This window comes from Flavobacterium soyae (genome assembly GCF_021245985.1).
GTDB lineage: Bacteria > Bacteroidota > Bacteroidia > Flavobacteriales > Flavobacteriaceae > Flavobacterium > Flavobacterium soyae.
This window is the reverse complement of the sequence record NZ_JAJQXA010000016.1, coordinates 61792-81054: the sequence shown is the minus strand read 5'-3', so window position 1 is coordinate 81054 and position 19263 is coordinate 61792. Positions and strand designations below refer to the sequence as shown.

Genomic DNA, 19263 nt, shown 5'->3' with positions numbered 1-19263 from the left:
TAATCGAATCATGAAATATAAATATATAACAGCGATACTAATTGCGCTGGCCTTAACAAGCTGCGAAGATGAACTTACCACAGATCCTATAGGGGCGCAAACTATGGAACAGGCAAATTCTAAGCCTACTTTAACCTCTGTAGAAAGTTCTGTAACCTCTTCTTACGATATGTTATCAAATAAATTAAACCAACTGGCCGAATGGGATTGGAATGGAGGTTTAGTGTTTCAAAATGATATTATTATTGATGATATCGCATCTGATGATATGGAAAAAAAATGGTCTCCAGACGGCGATCAGCCCTGGATGGATGAAATCAATAATTTTACTTTTACTTCGACAAATGGAGGTCCTAACGGATTGTGGAAATACAATTATGAAGGCATCAAAAGAACTAACATTGCATTGAATTTTTTATTAAATCCAGACATTGAATCGCTTACAGGAATTTCTACCCAAAGAAAAAATCAATTACTGGGCGAAGCTTATTTTTTACGCTCGTACTATTATTTTTCATTGGTAACAAATTTTGGTGATGTCCCTTTAATTCTTGCTCCTATAAAAACATATCAGGAAGCTTTTGATAAAGCCGTAAGAGCGCCAAAAGAAACCGTATGGAGCCAGATTAAAACCGATTTAGAAACAGCAAAAACACTTTTGCCAAACACAAAATATTCCTCAAGTACAGAAAAATGGAGAGTCTCTAAAGGAGCAGTTATTGCACTTTTGGCTAAAACGGCATTGTACAATAAAGACTGGGCTGGTGTAACTACTTTAGTATCAGAATTAGAAACAACAGGTTTTTATAGCCTTGATGCAAATTATTTTGATAACTTTAATATGAATAAGGAGTATGCAGACAATGAGGTAATTTTTTCTTATAACCACGTTAAGCAAGCAGATCCGAGAAAAGGAAACGGAATTTGTGCGCCTCTTGGATGGGGATTTTTTGCTCCAAGCACTGATTTCTTAGCCTCATTTGAACCTAATGATCCTAGAAAATTATATACCGTAAATACTTCTGAACAATGGGTTAATAAACTTTTAGGAACTACAGACGGAGGAAACAAAGGCGATGACGATGCTCCAAACAATAAAGTTTTCATTCGCTATGCTGATGTTTTACTTTGGAAAGCAGAAGCACTTAATGAAACTGGTAATTATTCAGGCGCTATTGATATTATAAACCAAATTAGAGCAAGAGCCAGAAATACAGTAACAACCGTTACGGTTAGAGTTATAGATCCTAATTCTACAACTAATCCGCCCGAAACGATGCCAGTTACTACAGTTGGCCCTCCTCCTCCTGCAGGAACATTACCAGACAGGCCAAATTCTGGAAATAAAGCTGTTGTAAAAGCCTGGTTAATTTCTGAAAGAAGAGCCGAGTTAGGTTTTGAAAATCAAAGAATGCCCGATTTAAAAAGATGGGGAATTGCTAAAGAAGTAATGACTGCTCACGGAAAAATTTTCTTAGACAAACATATGCTGTATCCAATTCCGCAATCTGAAGTAGATGCCTCAGCAGGACTTTTAACACAAAATCCTGGGTATTAGGATAAATCTATGTCTAATTTTAAATTGCCTCCAGCTTTAGCTGGAGATCTTAAAAGGAAATGAGAATTCGGCTTTAGCCAAAAACACCTTAATTATTTTGGCTAAAGCCGAATTTATTATCAATTATTCAACCTCCAGCTAAAGCTGGAGGCTATTAAAAACGATAAAATAAAACTAAAAATCATGAAAGATATAGCAAAACGTTTTACAGATAATCCGCTCTTATCACCTGTAGATATTCCTGCAAGCAGAGAAGGATTAGAAATTACCTGTTTATTAAACCCGGGAGTATTTCAATATGAAAATAAAACCTGGCTGGCAGTACGTGTTGCCGAAAGACCAAAACAAAAGGATAATATTATTTCTTTTCCGATATTGACTGAAACCGGTTCTATTCAAATTATTGAAATAGCAAAAAATGATCCTGAATTAATAGCAACTGATGCCAGAGTAATCAATTATAAAGGAGTAGATTATCTAACAACATTATCTCATTTACGCTTATTATGCAGCGAAGACGGGCATAATTTTTATGAACCAGAAAATTATCCGTCACTTGTTGGAGAAGGTATGTTAGAAACTTTTGGTATAGAGGACTGCCGCGTAGCCGAAATCGAAGGAACTTACTATTTAACTTTTACTTCAGTATCAGATAATGGTGTTGGCGTTGGTTTACGTACGACAACCGATTGGAAAAACTTCACTAAACATGGTATGATATTACCCGCGCATAATAAAGACTGTGCCATTTTTGAAGAAAAAATAAACGGATTATTTTATGCCTTACACCGCCCAAGCAGTGTAGATATTGGTGGTAATTATATCTGGATCGCCTCGTCTCCAGATGGTATTCATTGGGGAAATCACCAATGTATAATAAAAACAAGAAAAGGACTTTGGGACAGTAAAAGGGTTGGTGCCGGAGCCGCTCCAATAAAAACAGAAAAAGGATGGCTCGAAATTTATCACGGAGCCAATGAAAATCATCAATACTGTCTGGGTGCTTTTTTAATGGATTTAAAAGATCCTTCAAAAGTAATTGCAAGAACTATTGAACCTATTATGGTCCCTACGACAGAGTATGAATTAAGCGGATTTTTTGGAAACGTAGTATTCACCAACGGTCATATTGTAGAGCCAGACGGAGACACACTTACCATGTATTATGGCGCATCAGATGAATTTGTATGCGGTGCTCAATTTTCGATTAAAGAAATCCTTTTACTTTTAAAAAATAGCTAATGTTTAAAAAACTTATATCAGAAATTGATCATTTTAAAAGCCAGACCCATAATTTTCGTATTCTTATTTTCACCAACTTAGTCTATGCATTAGTACTACCGGTTATCGATATATTTGTTGCCGCTTATATTATGCGAAACTCTAATGATACCTCAAAAGTAGTTATCTATCAATTGGCAATTTATACCGGGATTCCGCTTACATTTTTATTAAATGGCTTCCTGTTGAAACATATCAATATCAAAAAATTATATTCAATCGGGATGATGCTCAGCGGAGTTTCGATGATTATAATGATGTCCTTAAAAACACTTGATTTAATCGGAATTGGTGTTGCCGGGATTACTATGGGACTTTCATTTGGTTTGTATTGGTCAAATCGCGATTATCTGGCTTTGTCCATAACAAATGATAACAACCGAAATTATTATTACGGATTAGAAACTTTTATTTATACCATAATTGCCATTGCAATACCTGCAGCAATCGGCTTGTTTATACAGTCAAAAATAGGCGAAGATCAAAAACATCAGGCTTATGAAATTATAACTGCTGTTGTTTTCGTAATTACCATTATTGCTTCGGTGGTTTGTTATAGAGGTCAATTTGTAAATCCCGTTCAAAAGCAATATATATTTTTCAAATTTCATCCGCTTTGGTACAAACTGTTATCACTTGCAGCCTTCAAAGGTTTGGCACAAGGGTTTTTAGTTACCGCTCCCGCCATGCTTATTTTTAAAATATTGGGAGAAGAAGGCGCATTAGGAAAAGCACAATCCATTGGAGCTGTTTTAGCCGCAATTATTATTTATTTCATAGGCCGTTTTTCTAAACCATCAGACAGAATTAAAACATTTTCAGTTGGATTAATTCTATTTGCTTTAGGCGCATGTTTAAATGGTTTCCTTTTTAACAAAATGGGCGTAATAATCTTTTTATTATTACTGCTTATAGCAAAACCTTTAATGGATTTAGCCTACTTCCCTATTCAGTTAAAAGTAATTGACATTGTTTCTAAAATCGAAAAAAGAGGTGAGTTTGCCTATATCTTAAACCATGAAGCCGGTTTATACCTTGGAAGGCTTTTAGGCGCCGGAACATTCTTAACCTTGTATTTTGTTGTATCTGAAGATTTTGCTTTAAGATATGCCATTGGTATTATCGCATTATTGCAGTTATGTTCCATTTACATCAGCAAAAAAATCATCAAACAAGGTCTTGAACTTTCACCAGATGAAGAAACAGAACCTAAAGTATTAGAAGCAGCAGCGGCAAGACTGCTTTAAATTAAAAAAGAACAAAATGAATACATTTATAAAAATAAGCACTTCGTGTCTGTTAGTTTTAAGTTTAACAGCAGCTGCACAAGTAAAACAGCAAAACATACCCCGTGTAGCACAAATGCCTGATTTACCACAGCCATTAAAAATTATTGATTATAAAAAACTGGCTTTAGATTTTGATAAAACAGTTTACGATTTTAATGCTAAAGGTAAATTTTGGCCAATGGTCTGGATGGATGACAGCAAGAAAAATTACCCTCAAACAGTTGTTGGATTATATACTGCTGTAGCAGATGTACGACAAGGCCAAAATAACAATAAAGGAATGTTTCATGAAGCCCTGGCGACAATGGGTGCTACACTTGGAGCTACATTAGTAGGGATAGACAAAAACAACTCGCAAAACCTAAACTATGTTGGCATGTTGAAAAACTATTTCAACAAAGACACCAACTGGAATATTATGATGAATAATACCTGCCCGGAAGTCGCTTTACTGGGCGGAGGTTATGGCCGTGATTGGTGGTATGATGTATATCCAAATCTTTTGTTTTATGCCATTTATGACAAATATCCTAACGAACCCGGTTTTACGGAAATAGCGAGAAGCATTGCAGATAAATTTTATGAGGCCGATGTAATTTTAAATGGCAATTACGAATACTCCTATTTTGATTATAACAAAATGAAGCCCATGACAAACAACATCTGTGTACAGCCAGACGCTGCGGCAGGACATGCGTGGGTATTGTATATGGCCTATAAAAAATTTGGCGATGCCAAATACTTAAAAGGAGCTAAAAGTGCATTAGCAGCATTAGAATCGCAACCTAAAAACCCTACTTATGAAGTTTTAATGCCTTTTGGAGCTTATTTAGCTGCAAGAATTAATGCCGAACAAGAAACAAAATATGATACAAACAAAATGCTGAACTGGACTTTTGACGGAACACCAATTTGTCGTGAAGGCTGGGGATCATTAGTAGGAAACTGGAATGGTATTGATATTTCGGGCGTTTATGGAAGTACGGTAGATCACGGCGGATACGGCTTTTTAATGAACACTTATGATGCTGCCTGGCCGCTTATACCAATGGTAAGATACGATCAGTCGTATGCTGTATCAATAGGAAAATGGATGTTGAATGCTGCCAATGCTTCTCGTTTTTTCTATCCGCAGTATATGCCCGATGAACATGAAACAATACCTGAATTGGTTGAAGTTTCAAAAGGTGTTATTGGTTACGAAGGCATTATAAAACAATCTAGTTATAAAGAATATGAAAACCTAAAAGGCCCTGTAGCACAAGGCGACGGTCCGCTTTGGGTTCCTGGCGAAAATCCAAAAGAATCTCAGTTTAGTGTTTACGGCAGTGGTCACGTTGGTATTTTTGGAAGCATTATCAGTGAAACCAATGTTACCGGAATATTACAACTAAATTTATTAGCAACCGATTTTTATAGTGACAAAGCATATCCTTCTTATCTATATTATAATCCATATTCTGCAAGTAAAACAGTAACTATAAAAGTTGAAAAAGGCGCAAAAGTAGATTTATACAATACCGTTTCGGGAAGTTTTGTAGCCAAAAATGTTTCTTCATCTGCTAAAATAAAAATGGATCCATTAAGTGCTGCTGTAATTGTACAAGTCCCTTCTGGCGGAAAAGTGAGTTATGAAGGTTCAAAAATGTTAGTTGATGGTATTGTGGTAGATTATAAATCGCAAGACAAAAAATAAGAACCCTTTTCGGTTTAGTTTTATACACAATCTTGTCATTCCGAGGAACGAGGAATCACACACGACACTCGACAAAGATTGGCGACATTTCTTTGCGGAGTTTCTGGTGCGATTCCTCGTTCCTCGGAATGACAAAAATGAGGATAATTAAATGGACAATAATACTATGAAATCTAATACCTTAAATTATATATTCATTTTTCTAATAATGCTAAACATAAATCTAGCCACCGCACAAAATACAGCTGACAAAAAATGGTGGAAAGAATCTGTTTTTTATCAAATCTATATGCCAAGTTATGCGGACAGCAACGGAGATGGATATGGTGATTTTAAAGGAATGACTAAAAAATTAGATTATCTAAAAGAATTAGGAATAAAAGGCATTTGGCTTACACCTTTTCTGACTTCGCCAAAAGTGGATAACGGTTATGATATTGCCAATTATTATGAAGTAGACCCAACGTATGGTACTAAAGCCGATTTTGACATTTTTTTGAATGAAGCTCATAAAAGAGGAATAAAAGTCATCATCGATATGGTTTTAAATCATACTTCTACAGATTGTAAATGGTTTCAGGAATCGAGAAAATCAAAGGATAATCCGTATCGGGATTATTATATCTGGAAAGATGAACCGAATAATTGGGAATCTTTTTTTGGAGGTACTGCGTGGGAAAAAGATACCGCAACCAATCAATATTACTATCATAAGTTTGATAAAAGAATGGCCGATTTGAACTGGTCAAATCCAAAAGTAGTTGCAGAGGTTCAAAAAATACTTCGTTTTTGGCTTGATGCAGGTGTAGACGGTTTCAGGTTAGATGTAATCAATTTCCTGACTACAAATGGCATTACAAAAGATAATCCGATAAAAAACGGGCAGCAGGAACATCTAAACGACATTGATCAGGAAGGCGTAAAAGATGCCATGAAAATTATAAAATCGACCGTAAATGAATACGATAACCGTTTTATTGTAGGAGAAATTGGAAGCGATAAAATCGAGGTTTTAAAACAATATCAATCGCAAGATTTATTGGATGTTGTTTTTAATTTCAATTTTGGAAGTATCAAAGAATTTTCGGCTCAGCGTATTTTTGATGAATTGCAAAGTATGGAAAAAAACATGAGTAACTATCCTACTTTGTTTTTTGGAAGCCATGATATGCCCAGAATGATTGACAGACTGGCTGACGGAAATAAAGACAGAGCTACTGCCCTTGCTGCTTTAATACTTACTGCAAAAGGAGTTCCGTTTATTTACTATGGCGAAGAAATTGGTATGCATAATATTATCGCCCAAAACATAAACGAAATGGTCGATATACAAGGTAAAACCCATTATCAATTGGCAATTGCACAAGGTAAAAACGACAAAGAAGCACTTCTTGAAGGAAACGAACACAATCGCGATAAATCACGAAGCCCAATGCAATGGAATGCAGAAGCATTTGCAGGATTTTCAACAGAAAAAACCTGGATTAAAATCAATCCTGATTATAAAGAAATAAATGTAACTGCTTTAAAAATTCAAAAAAAATCTATTCTTAACAGCTATAAAAAATTGACTGCTTTACGAAATAAAGAAAAAGTTTTGCAATATGGCAGCTATGATAATCTGGAACTTAATGGAGATCAAATTTCATTTACACGATCTTTTGAAAATGAGAAAATTACTGTTGTAATTAATTTTGGTATAAAAAAAGTAATAACACTACCAAAGGATGCGAAAATATTATTAGGTCAAAAAGAGTTAAAACCAAATAGTTATATTATTTATAAAAATTAGTTTTCATCCTGCAAGGTTTTCGAAACCTTGTAGGTCTTAACTATTTTAGAACCATACCTACAAGGTTTCGAAAACCTTGCAGGACTAACAAATCTAACTGTTTAATTGTCGACTATTTCAATTCAAAAATAAATGATTCTGAAGGCGCTATTTCAACTATAATAGTCCCTTCTCCGTTTTGTACAGTCAAAATGTTTTTCTTATCCAAATACAATTGATCCGTAAGCACATATTCACCATCTTTTAAATTCCATTTTAAAATAACATCAGATGGAATTTTCAAATTAAACGTACTAGTTTTTTCAGATGAAAAATTAGCAATTATAATCAGTTTTTGATTTTCTGACCAACGAACATAAGAATAAATTGATTCATCATAACCTACATTATTTTGGCGGTTTACAGATTGAATTTCCTGAAAACTTCCCATCAAAGCCGGGCTTTTTATAGAAAAATTCAATAATCTTTTATAAAAATCGCGAAGACTTTTTTCAGAATCAGATAATTGTCCGCCGTCAAATTTTCCTTCGTTCATCCATTTTTGATGATTTGGAACCCCAATATAATCGAAAATAGAAGTTCTCGAACGAGTTCCGAAACCTGCATTTTCATTTCCGGCCTCTCCTACCTCCTGTCCAAAATAAACCATTGTTGGCGATGTACTTAAAGTTGTCGAAACCACCATTAAAGGTTTACCTCGTTCCGGCGTTCCGGCAAATTCTGGAGAAGCTAAACGCTGTTCGTCATGATTGTCAAGAAAATGAAGCATATGATGCTCGATATCCGCCATTCCTTTTTGAATATCAGATAATCCATCCGGAGAAGATTTTCCGCGAATAACATCTTTCAGTTTATCATACGTTTCTACTTTATCATACAAATAATCCATTTTTCCTAGACGAATGTAATTTCTGTATTCCTTTGGATTATAAACTTCTGCCAATAAAAAAGCATCAGGATTTTTCATTTTAATTGCAGAATTCATATAACTCCAAAATTCGTATGGAACCATTTCGGCCATATCATAACGGAAGCCGTCAACACCTTTTGCTGTCCAGTATAAAGTTATTGATTTAAATTTCTTCCACGAATCTGGAACGTCTTTATCCTGCCAAAATGCAAAATGCTCCTGATATGATTTTTGATCAAAACCAGCCGGAAGTTCAGGAAAATCTTTTGAACCATCTGGGCGAACACCGTAATTTACTTTTACTGTTTCGTACCAGTCATTTTGATCTGGTTTTACTTTTCGGGAACCATTTCCTGTCCACTTTGCAGGGTTTTCATCAAAAACACCATCAACAAGAGCATTTTTTTCTCCGTTTAACGGAATATCTCCATCGGGAATTTCAAAATGCACATTTGGAATATAGTAGAAATTATTATCCCGTTTATATTCGGCAGTTACATCATCATCTGCACCAAAATCTTTTACACCTTCAGGATTATTTTTTCCTTCATATTTACGCGCAATATGATTCGGAACTATGTCGATAATTAATTTTAAACCCGCTTTATGAGTACGCGCAATTAAAGCCTCAAATTCCTGCAATCTGTTTGCCGGATTTACAGCTAAATCAGGGTTTACATTATAATAATCTTTTACAGCATACGGTGAACCCGCACGGCCTTTTACCACTTCTGGATCATCATTTGAAATTCCGTAAGCTGTATAATCATGAACTAAAGCATGATGCGGCACGCCTGTATACCAAATATAAGTTACACCTAAATCTTTTATTTCGTGAAGCGCTTTATCTGTAAAATCATTAAACTTTCCAACCCCGTTTTCTTCAATAGTTCCCCACGGTTTATTCGTTTTGTTTTTATTCCCAAATAAACGGGTAAAAACTTGGTAAACAACAATTTTATGATCTTTTGAATTTTCTTCCTTTACTTCACTCATTTTTAAATCTTTTGTCTTGCAGCCCGAAAACAACATCGCTGCGGCCATTCCCGCAGCAATAAATTTACTTTTTATCATAGTTTTTAAATCTAAACATATCTGTTTTTCGGAATTAGAAACCTAAATCCAATTCCTAAATTTAGTCTATTTTTTATAACTCTAAAGAATGTCATTTCAATTTATCATTTTGCAATAACGAAATCGTTAACTACAACGTGAGAGTTCATGGTTTTGTTGATAAATTCAAATGAGGTTCAAAGGGACAAAGGTTCAAAGGGACAAAGGTTTTAAAATCATAAAAAACTTTGAACCTTTGCCACTTTGAACCTTTGTACCTTTTGTATCTTTGAACCTCTGAACCTAAAAAGATAAATTAATGCTAATAACAATCTAAGGTTCTATCCTTTTTTATAAATTTGACAAAAATTTAATCACTTGAAGAAATTACTCTTTTTTATATCTTGTCTGCTTATATTAAGTGTTCAAATCATTTCTGCGCAAGCACCAAAAAATGCGCAGGGGCCAAAAAAAATCAACATAGAACATTCTGATTATTTAGATGTGGATCAAGCTACAGCACCTGATGCAGTCTTGCTTACCGGAAACGTAAAAGTAAACCATGACGGCGTAGTTCTTACCTGTAATAAAGCGTATTACTTTCAGAAAGAAAATTATCTTAAAGCCTTTGGTAATGTACAATTAGTACAAGGTGATACTTTGTTTTTAAATAGTAAATATGCCGAGTATAACGGAAATATGAAAAAAGCTTTTGCAACCGGAGATGCTGTAATGACTTCGCCAGATGCAACTCTGCAAACAGACACTATTAATTTTGACCGAAATACCCAAGAAGTTTTCTATAATACAAAAGGCACTATCGTGAACAAAGACAATACTTTAGTGAGTAAATCTGGAAAGTATTTTGTAGCCGAGAAAAAATTTCAGTTTTTGACAGAAGTTACCATAACGAACCCAAAGTATGTTATAAAATCAAATCATTTGGATTATTATAGTAATTCCGGTCATACTTATTTACTTGGTCCATCTACAATTACCAGTAAAACCAATTATATTTATACTGAAAAAGGGTTTTACGACACGAAGAAAAACCTCGCCCACTTTCTGCGGAAATCATATATAAAGTACGACGACCGACTCATTGAAGGAGATAGTTTATTTTATAATCGAAACACTGAATTTGCATCGGCAACACGAAATGTAAAAATTACCGATTCTATTAATAGAGGGCTTGTAAAAGGTCATTATGCCGAGATTTACAAACTAAAAGATTCAATGTTTGTAACCAAAAGAGCAGTTGCTATTAATTTAGTCGAAAACGACTCTGTTTATATTCACGGACAAAAACTAATGGTTACCGGAAAAGAAGGCGAACGAATTTTAAGAGCGTTTAAAAATGTCCGCTTTTATAAAACCGACATGAGCGGTAAATGCGATTCGATACATTCAAATTCTAAAACTGCTTTAACAAAACTGATTGGAAGTCCAATTTTATGGAACGGCGACAGCCAGATTACCGGGGAGGTGATGCATTTAATTGGTGATAACAATACAAGAAAGTTAGATTCATTAAAAGTTATTAATAACACTTTCCTCATTTCCAAGGACACTTTAGGAACGGGGTATAATCAGGTCAAGGGACTCAATTTATTCGGAAAATTTAAAGAAGGAAAACTCCATGATGTTGACGTCGTCAAAAATACCGAAGTCGTTTATTTTATGCGGAATGATGCCAATGAATTAATCGGAATTAATAAAAATGTCAGCAGTAAAATAAACCTGATTCTGGAGAACAATGCCGTAGAAACCATTACATTTTTTAATCGTGTTGACGGAGATATTTTCCCAGAAGCTGATTTACCTGAAAATGCCCGTAAACTACGAGGTTTTGTCTGGCGCGGTGACGAAAGAATAAAATCGAAAGACGATATTTTTACTGCCGAAGAAAATGAAATGAACGACAAATTAGTCAAAGAAGGAAAAGAACAGGAAGAAAAAGATAAAAACGTTCCTATGAAGGTCAGGAAAGAAACTTTAGATTACGATAAGAAAAAACCAGCCGTGAAAACAGAAACTAAGCCTAAAGTTAAATAGTTTTCAGTTTTCAGTCGCAGTTTTCAGTCACGGTCGCAGTCTCAGTTTTCAGAACTTGAAACACATTTTCAGTTTCAGCTTTGAGATCTTTGCATCAAGATGTAATCTTAATTTTAACCTTACAAACTTTGCGTAAATCTTTGCGATCTTTGCGGTAAAATTAGTCGTAGTTTTTAGTTTCAGTATTCAGTCGCAGTCACAGTTTTCAGAGCCTGAAACAAAAACCTGAGAACCTTAGTACCTTTGTCACTTTGAACCTTTAAAAAAATGAACCCAGATTTTATAAAATACCAGGCACAAACTTCTCCTTATCCTTTAGGAATGGAAGTTTCGCACGCCATAGGATCTTACATATACGATACAAACGATAAAAAATATCTAGACTTTGTTGCCGGAGTTTCGGCTTGTACACTCGGGCATCAGCATCCGAGAGTGAATCAGGCCATAAAAGATCAGTTAGACAAATATTCGCACGTAATGGTTTACGGAGAATATTCGCAAAGCCCCGCAGTACAATATTGCAAATTAATAGCCTCACTCCTGCCTGAATCCCTAAACAAAACTTATTTAGTAAATTCAGGAACAGAAGCAATTGAAGGCGCTTTAAAACTAGCCAAACGAACAACAGGACGCAGCCAGCTTATCTCTTGCCACAATGCCTATCACGGAAACACAATGGGTTCTATGAGTGTTATGGGATTTGAAGAACGCAAGCGAGCTTTTCGTCCACTGCTTCCAGATGTAGATTTCATTACATTTAATAACGAAGCCGATTTAGAAAAAATAACACCCAGAACCGCTGCTATTCTGTTAGAAACTATTCAGGGCGGTGCCGGATTTATTCAGCCCGAAAATAACTTTCTTCAAAAAGTCCGTAAGCGTTGTGATGAAGTTGGAGCCTTAATGATTGTAGATGAAATTCAGCCGGGTTTCGGGAGAACCGGAAAACTTTTCGGTTTTCAAAACTATGATGTTGTACCAGATATTGTTGTTATGGGAAAAGGTATGGGAGGCGGAATGCCTGTTGGTGCTTTTACTGCTTCGGCTGAAAAAATGGATCTTTTAACCGAAAATCCTAAACTGGGACATATTACCACATTTGGGGGGCATCCTGTCATTGCGTCAGCTTGTTTGGCTACTTTGCAGGAATTAACTGAGACAAATTTAATGCAGGAAGCATTAGAAAAGGAAAAACTCTTCAGATCGCTTTTGGTACATCCTTTGATAAAAGAAGTTAGAGGAAAGGGATTAATGCTTGCAGCAATGACAGAAACGGCAGATATAACAAATCAGGTTATTTTAAACTGTCAGGATAAAGGATTAATACTGTTTTGGCTTTTGTTTGAAGGATGTGCTATCCGGATAACACCGCCGCTTACCATTTCTGAAGAAGAAATAAGAGAGGGCTGTTCCATAATTTTAAATGTTATGGATGAAATTTTAAAAGCGGGCAAATAACTAAATAATCTGTTAAAAATCAGAATATTATATTTAAATTTGGAGCGTAAAATCTAAATTCATTGTTAATTAAATTGTTCAAAACAATTAATTTTCCTTCCCCACATCAATTATATGGATGCCTAAATTTATAACAGGCTAATTTCAAATAAAACAAAGTATGCAATTAAGCAACGAAGAAGAAGATTATAACCTATCCTTATCAAAATTTGAGTCGATGTTAAAAACTAACAAAGTGCTCTTTTTTGATTCTGAAGAATTTGAAGAAATTATTCTTCATTATTTAGATATAGGCAAGGCTAATTTAGCAAAAAAGGCCTTAAAACTTGCATTAGACCAACACCCAAAATCTACAGGCTTAAAATTAGTACAAGTAGAAATGCTGGTTTACGAAGACAAACTTGAGATCGCTGAGAAGCTTTTAAACGAGTTGTATGCAATCGAACCAAACAACGAGGAAATCTATATCCAAAAAGCAAATATTTGTTCTAAAAGAGACCAGCACGAAAAAGCGGTAGAATTACTTAAAATTGCCCTGCAATATACTGATGACTACGCCGACGTGTACAACTTGATTGGAATGGAATATCTTTTTATGGATAATCTTGAACTGGCAAAAGAAAGCTTCATCAAATGTCTTGAAGAAGATTTAGAAGATCAATCTGCCTTATATAACGTGGTTTACTGTTTTGAATTTTTAGATCAAAATCAGGAAGCTATTGTATATCTGAACGACTACATTAACAAAAACCCATATAGCGAAATTGCATGGCACCAGCTTGGAAGACTGCATTATGGCGTAAAAGAATACGAAAGTGCTATTCGTGCTTTTGATTATGCAACCTTAATCGACGATGAGTTTTTAGGTGCATTTATGGAAAAAGCAAAAGCTTACGAACGTCTTAAAAAGTACAATGAAGCTATTGAAAGCTATAATCGTACAATTGAATTAGACGACGCGACTTCGTATGCCTTGCTGCGTATTGGTAAATGTTATGAAAAATTAGGAAATGCTGTAAAAGCACTTCAGTATTACAACCAGACTGTTCACGAAGATCCGCTTTTAGATAAAGGCTGGATTGCAATTACAGATTTTCATGTTCGACAAAAAAACTTTCAAAAAGCATTATTTTTTGTCAATAAAGCATTAGCAATCGACAATCAAAATCGTTTGTACTGGAAACGTTATGCAACGATAAACAAACAAATGAACTTTTTTGAAGAGGCTGAATTCGGATACAGAAAAGCAGTTGAATTTGGAGATTATGCTCTTGATACCTGGTTATATTGGGTTGATATTCTTCAATTTCTTGGTGAATTCGAAAGTGCTATTCAAACATTGCTTCAGGCATCAGAATATTTCCCTGAAGAAAATGAAATTGAGTATCGTTTGGCAGGATTATATTTTATGATCCAAGATAATACAAAAGCAAAATTCCATTTAAGCAACGGACTTCGTTTAAACTTTGATAATTACATTCTTATCGAAGATTTATTTCCGGTTGTGTGGACAAAGAAAACAGTTAGAAATTATATCGAAAAACACAGAAAATAATAATGATTGATATTTTAAAAAGGCGTTTTGGCTTATTGGGCCGTAATATTAGTTACTCATTTTCAAAAGGTTATTTTACAGAAAAATTTAACGACGAAATTTTCGCAGGCAACAGTTACGAAAACTTCGACATTTCTGAGATCAGCCATTTTACAGGATTATTGAAAAACAATCCAGATTTGAAAGGTTTAAATGTTACGATTCCTTATAAAGAACAGGTTATCCCTTTTTTAGATAAACTATCAAAAAAAGCAGCTTTAATTGGTGCTGTAAATACTATTAAGTTTACCAAAAACGGAAAACTAAAAGGTTACAACACCGATTATTACGGCTTTAAAAAATCATTAAAACCTTTACTGGAACCGCATCATAAAAAGGCATTAATCCTTGGTACCGGCGGCGCTTCAAAAGGTGTGGCTTTTGCATTGGATGAACTTGGTATTCTTTATACGTTTGTTTCAAGAGAAGCAAAAGAAAACATCATTGATTACAACTTGATTAATGCTACCACTTTTGATAATTACCAAATTATAATCAATTGTACGCCAGTTGGCACAAGCCCTAACATAGAAGCTTACCCTGATATTCCTTATGAGTTTTTTACCGAAAAACACATCGCATACGATTTGATTTATAATCCTGCCGAAACTCAATTTCTTAAAAATGCTAAAGAAAGAGGTGCCGTAATTAAAAACGGATATGACATGCTTATTTTTCAGGCAGAGAAAGCCTGGAAGATATGGAACAAATAAAAAAATACAAAATGTAGGAAATTAAAGTAATTTTTGTAAATTAGTCTACTCATTTGTAGATAGTTATGAAAAAATCAATACTTTACTTCTGCATTTTATTTTTTATTTCTCTTGCTTCCACAGCACAGGAATCTCAAAACACAAATGAGACCGCAAGTAGTGTGTATACAGAAGCCCGATATCATTATTATCTAAAAACGATTTTACTTTTTAATGAATATTTAGATACTGATTCCGGCTCATTTAATACAACCGAGCTTAGGTTTCTACACCCAATCGCCAATAAGGCATGGAATTTAAGGGTCGATCTCCCTTTAATTTCTACTAATACTTCTTCTATAAACAAAACTGGAATTGGGGATATTGGAGTTGGAGTCAGCTATATTCCATACTTAGAACATAAAAACGGAGGAGTCGCTTTTCGCGCCCGTGTTATATCAAATTCTGCCGTTGATCCTGCTTTAGGGTCAGGAAAATGGGTTGTTGCCCCTGCTGTTTTCTATGGAAAATATCTGGTTATGAATAAATTGCTATGGATAAGTTCTTTAGAAAACCAATCTAGTTTTGCAGGATCAAGTAATAGAAGTGATATCAATACAACATCTTTTGAAAACTACTTTATGTACATTTTTGGAAAAAACTGGTTTGCTGCCGATGCCGCTTTTAGATACAATAATACAAATAAGGGTTACCCCAATAATGCTTTTGTAGAATTTGGCCGGAAAATAACAGCAAATGATATGGCATACATACACCCAAGTGCTGCTTTTGGAAATCATAAGTCTTATAATTGGGGAATTGAAGTTGGAATGCTGATTTTATTTTAATCAGGAATCAACAAAAGTTTCTATCAAAAAACGTTAGTTTAACCTCAATCTTCTAAAAATAATAGGAAATCAAAATTTTTATTCCCTTCAAACAATTTATAAAAATTATCATATCAGAGGTGTAAACAAGAGTAAAGAATAAGAATTTCATCGTAAAATACAGCATAAACAAACGATTTATTTTGTAGTTAGAAACACCTTTACTATCTTTCGCTCTGTTTAAAGTAAAAACCTTATACATTTAAAATGTTAGAAGAAAAGAATGATAACCTGCAAGAAGCAGACGGAAAATTGGGAATCGATATTAGTGATTCTACACAAGATGATACAATAGAAGCTGCAAAACAACCTGAAACAGTAACTGAAACTACTCTTTCAAATCCTGAAAATGAAGTTGAAGAAACGGCTGAAATTGAAGAATCAGATCATCAAAGTGCATTAGATGCCATAACAAATTCAAACGCCGAAGAAGGTGAAGATGAAACGCTAAAAGAGCGCCATGATATTCCTATGAAGGATTATGACACTTTTTCTTTAGATGCACTGGTAGATGAGCTTAAAAAATTGGTTAATACAGATAAAACAATGTCTGTAAAAGATCATATTGAGGAAATTAAAAAATCATTTTTACTGCAATACAACCATCTTATAGAAGAAAAAAGAGAAGAATTTAATGCTTCAAAAGAAGACCCAAATGAAGAATTTGAATATCATTCTCCTTTAAAATCTAAATTTGATGAATATTATAATGTTTTTAGAGAGAAAAGAAATGCTCATTTTAAACATTTACAAACTAATCTAAAATCTAATTTAGAAAACCGGCTTGCTATAGTTGAAGAATTAAAAGAACTTATAAATCCGCAGGCAAATATAAAAGACACTCTTAAACATTTTAATGATTTGAGAGAAAGATGGAAAAATGCCGGAGCAATTCCAAAAGACAAATACAATCACGTTTGGAACAATTACCATTTTCATGTAGAAAACTTTTATGATTATCTGCATTTAGACCGTGAAGCACGTGATTTAGATTTTAAACATAACTTAGAACAAAAGCAAAAAATTATTGCAAGGGTCGAAGAACTTGTAAATGAAGCTGATGTAAGTAAAGCGTTTCGTGAGTTGCAAGATTTACACCGACTTTGGAAAGAAGATATTGGTCCGGTTTCTAAAGAACACCGTGATTCTATCTGGAATACATTTAGCGAACTGACTAAAAAGATTCACGATAAAAGAGAAGTTTTATTTGAAAGCCAAAGAGCAAACGAACAGCAAAATCTTGAAACTAAAAAAGATATCATTTCTAAAATTGAGGTTTTAGGAACTGAAAAAGTGAACTCGCACTCGCAATGGCTTGTTCAGATTCAAAAAGTAGAAGCATTAAGAAATGAGTTTTTCGCTGCCGGAAAAGTTCCTTCTGAAGTAAATGAGGAAACCTGGGCTTCGTTTAAATCCGCAGTTAGAAATTTCAATGCTTTTAAAAACTCGTTTTATAAGGACATCAAGAAAGACCAAAACGATAATTTAAATAAAAAAATGGCTCTTGTAGCTAAAGCAAAAGAATTGCAGGAAAGCACAGATTTTGGTTCTACTACTCCAATCATGAAACAAATTCAGGAAGAATGGAAACAAATTGGCCATGTTCCTAAAAAATACTCAGATAAAATCTGGAAAGAGTTTAAAGATGCGTGTAATCATTATTTTGATAAATTAAAAGAACACAAATCTGAAGAAAATGCTGATGAGGTTGCTGCATTCGATAACAAAAAAGCGTATTTGGACATCTTAAGAGCTTATCAGCTTACAGGCGATCACAAAACAGACCTTGATGCTATAAAACAGCATATTGAAATCTGGAAAAGTTACGGAAAAGTGCCTTTTTCAAGACGTCATATTGAAGGCAAATTCAATAAAATTTTAGATGCACTTTTTGAAAAACTGAGTTTAAGTAAAAAAGAATCTGAAATGATGCGTTTTTCTAATAGAATCGATTCGTTATCAGACAGTAACGACACGAGAAAATTAGATAATGAAAAGATTTTCATTATGCGTAAAATTGAAGAAGTTCAGAACGAAATTTTCCAGTTAGAAAATAACATTCAGTTCTTTACCAATACTAAAAATGCTAAAAAAGAGAATTCAATTGTTACAGAAGTACGCAAAAACATTGCTATTCACAAAGAAAGCCTTGATGTATGGAAAGATAAACTGAAACAATTAAGAAACTTAAATCAGCCGGAATAATTGTCAGGTTGAGCGAAGTCGAATTTAAATATAAAAGGTGTAATGAAATTCATTGCACCTTTTTTTTATGCTTATTTTTTTAACCGCAAAGCACGCAAAGAAATTTATTTATTGGGGATTTATTAAAGCGCAAAGTTCGCAAAGCTTTACTTAAAAACTTTGCGGACTTTGCGTAAACCTTTGCGTGCTTTGCGGTAAAATCATAACAAACCTAAAACTTAACATTCTCATTAAATTTCGTAAAACTATTCTGCAAAATATTGATTATATTTGAGTTACCACTATTAACAAACAATCAAACAAATAACATTTAATACTAATTTTTAAATTAAGAAGAATATGAAATTTACAAGAAAAGCAAATGCCAACTGGAAAGGAACCGGCATGGAAGGAAAAGGAACTATAAGTACACAAAGTACAACATTAGATAACGCACAATTGTCTTTTAAAACAAGATTTGCAGATGGAGTTGGAACTAATCCTGAAGAATTAGTTGCGGCGGCACATTCCGGCTGTTTTACAATGCAGTTAAGCTTTTTACTTAACGAAGCAGGTTTTACTGCAGATGATTTATCTACAGAAGCTGCAGTAACTTTTGAAGATGGTTCTATAACATTAATTCATTTAGACTTAAAAGGAAAAGTGCCATCAATATCAGCAGAAGAATTTGAAAAAACTGCTGCAAAAGCAAAAGAAATCTGTCCGATTTCAAAACTTTTAAATACAACAATAACTTTGTCTGTATCATTAGTAAATTAAGCTATTTTACTAAGCATAAAAAAACCATCAGTTG

13 protein-coding genes are annotated in these 19263 nt (G+C 34.1%); 12 read left to right on the top strand and 1 reads right to left on the bottom strand.

What is annotated here, in order from left to right:
• Nucleotides 1–10: 10 nt before the first annotated feature.
• From LUU93_RS17715 to LUU93_RS17695, 5 genes are all read left to right on the top strand, one after another.
• Entirely contained in the window at nucleotides 11–1558 is a 1548-nt protein-coding gene (locus tag LUU93_RS17715) for a RagB/SusD family nutrient uptake outer membrane protein (RefSeq protein ID WP_232682496.1), read from the top strand.
• Nucleotides 1559–1741: 183 nt separating this feature from the next.
• Entirely contained in the window at nucleotides 1742–2800 is a 1059-nt protein-coding gene (locus LUU93_RS17710) for a glycoside hydrolase family 130 protein (protein ID WP_232682495.1), read from the top strand.
• Complete coding sequence (locus tag LUU93_RS17705) at nucleotides 2800–4086, top strand: MFS transporter (protein ID WP_232682494.1); 1287 nt, start codon at nucleotides 2800–2802, stop codon at nucleotides 4084–4086. Before LUU93_RS17710 ends, LUU93_RS17705 begins: the two co-directional genes overlap by 1 nt.
• Before the next feature lie 16 nt (nucleotides 4087–4102).
• Nucleotides 4103–5824 (top strand): glycoside hydrolase family protein, encoded by a 1722-nt coding sequence (locus tag LUU93_RS17700; protein WP_232682493.1) that lies wholly within the window; start codon nucleotides 4103–4105, stop codon nucleotides 5822–5824.
• A 208-nt stretch (nucleotides 5825–6032) separates the two neighbouring features.
• Nucleotides 6033–7616, top strand: coding sequence for an alpha-glucosidase (locus LUU93_RS17695; RefSeq protein WP_232682492.1), 1584 nt, complete (start codon nucleotides 6033–6035; stop codon nucleotides 7614–7616).
• A 112-nt stretch (nucleotides 7617–7728) separates the two neighbouring features.
• Here the strand turns inward: LUU93_RS17695 and LUU93_RS17690 are convergent, their stop codons facing one another.
• The gene (locus LUU93_RS17690) at nucleotides 7729–9600 is read right to left on the bottom strand and encodes an alpha-amylase family protein (RefSeq protein ID WP_232682491.1); all 1872 of its coding nucleotides are present in this window, start codon (nucleotides 9598–9600) and stop codon (nucleotides 7729–7731) included.
• A 357-nt stretch (nucleotides 9601–9957) separates the two neighbouring features.
• Here LUU93_RS17690 and LUU93_RS17685 point away from each other — a divergent pair, with 357 nt between their 5' ends.
• The 7 genes from LUU93_RS17685 (at nucleotide 9958) to LUU93_RS17655 (ending at nucleotide 19229) form a co-directional block, all read left to right on the top strand.
• Nucleotides 9958–11634, top strand: coding sequence for an OstA-like protein (locus LUU93_RS17685; RefSeq protein ID WP_232682490.1), 1677 nt, complete (start codon nucleotides 9958–9960; stop codon nucleotides 11632–11634).
• A 267-nt stretch (nucleotides 11635–11901) separates the two neighbouring features.
• Nucleotides 11902–13092, top strand: a complete 1191-nt coding sequence (locus tag LUU93_RS17680; protein ID WP_232682489.1) for an aspartate aminotransferase family protein — start codon at nucleotides 11902–11904, stop codon at nucleotides 13090–13092.
• 160 nt (nucleotides 13093–13252) lie between these two features.
• On the top strand, nucleotides 13253–14647 hold the full coding sequence (locus tag LUU93_RS17675) for a tetratricopeptide repeat protein (protein WP_053473553.1): 1395 nt from the start codon (nucleotides 13253–13255) through the stop codon (nucleotides 14645–14647).
• A gap of 2 nt (nucleotides 14648–14649) precedes the next feature.
• The gene (locus LUU93_RS17670; RefSeq protein ID WP_232682488.1) at nucleotides 14650–15399 is read left to right on the top strand and encodes a shikimate dehydrogenase family protein; all 750 of its coding nucleotides are present in this window, start codon (nucleotides 14650–14652) and stop codon (nucleotides 15397–15399) included.
• A 65-nt stretch (nucleotides 15400–15464) separates the two neighbouring features.
• Nucleotides 15465–16226 (top strand): lipid A phosphoethanolamine transferase, encoded by a 762-nt coding sequence (locus LUU93_RS17665; protein ID WP_232682487.1) that lies wholly within the window; start codon nucleotides 15465–15467, stop codon nucleotides 16224–16226.
• A 246-nt stretch (nucleotides 16227–16472) separates the two neighbouring features.
• A complete protein-coding gene (locus LUU93_RS17660) occupies nucleotides 16473–18470 on the top strand; it encodes a DUF349 domain-containing protein (protein ID WP_232682486.1) in 1998 nt (665 codons plus the stop codon).
• Between the two features lie 339 nt (nucleotides 18471–18809).
• Nucleotides 18810–19229: an OsmC family protein gene (locus tag LUU93_RS17655; protein WP_232682485.1), complete on the top strand. Its 420-nt coding sequence runs from the start codon at nucleotides 18810–18812 to the stop codon at nucleotides 19227–19229.
• The last annotated feature ends 34 nt before the right edge of the window (nucleotides 19230–19263 follow it).

Coding starts and splice junctions, on each gene's coding strand:
- LUU93_RS17715 (WP_232682496.1), top strand. CDS start 11: ATGAAATATAAATATATAACAGCGATACTAATTGCGCTGGCCTTAACA.
- LUU93_RS17710 (WP_232682495.1), top strand. CDS start 1,742: ATGAAAGATATAGCAAAACGTTTTACAGATAATCCGCTCTTATCACCT.
- LUU93_RS17705 (WP_232682494.1), top strand. CDS start 2,800: ATGTTTAAAAAACTTATATCAGAAATTGATCATTTTAAAAGCCAGACC.
- LUU93_RS17700 (WP_232682493.1), top strand. CDS start 4,103: ATGAATACATTTATAAAAATAAGCACTTCGTGTCTGTTAGTTTTAAGT.
- LUU93_RS17695 (WP_232682492.1), top strand. CDS start 6,033: ATGCTAAACATAAATCTAGCCACCGCACAAAATACAGCTGACAAAAAA.
- LUU93_RS17690 (WP_232682491.1), bottom strand. CDS start 9,600: ATGATAAAAAGTAAATTTATTGCTGCGGGAATGGCCGCAGCGATGTTG.
- LUU93_RS17680 (WP_232682489.1), top strand. CDS start 11,902: ATGAACCCAGATTTTATAAAATACCAGGCACAAACTTCTCCTTATCCT.
- LUU93_RS17675 (WP_053473553.1), top strand. CDS start 13,253: ATGCAATTAAGCAACGAAGAAGAAGATTATAACCTATCCTTATCAAAA.
- LUU93_RS17670 (WP_232682488.1), top strand. CDS start 14,650: ATGATTGATATTTTAAAAAGGCGTTTTGGCTTATTGGGCCGTAATATT.
- LUU93_RS17665 (WP_232682487.1), top strand. CDS start 15,465: ATGAAAAAATCAATACTTTACTTCTGCATTTTATTTTTTATTTCTCTT.
- LUU93_RS17660 (WP_232682486.1), top strand. CDS start 16,473: ATGTTAGAAGAAAAGAATGATAACCTGCAAGAAGCAGACGGAAAATTG.
- LUU93_RS17655 (WP_232682485.1), top strand. CDS start 18,810: ATGAAATTTACAAGAAAAGCAAATGCCAACTGGAAAGGAACCGGCATG.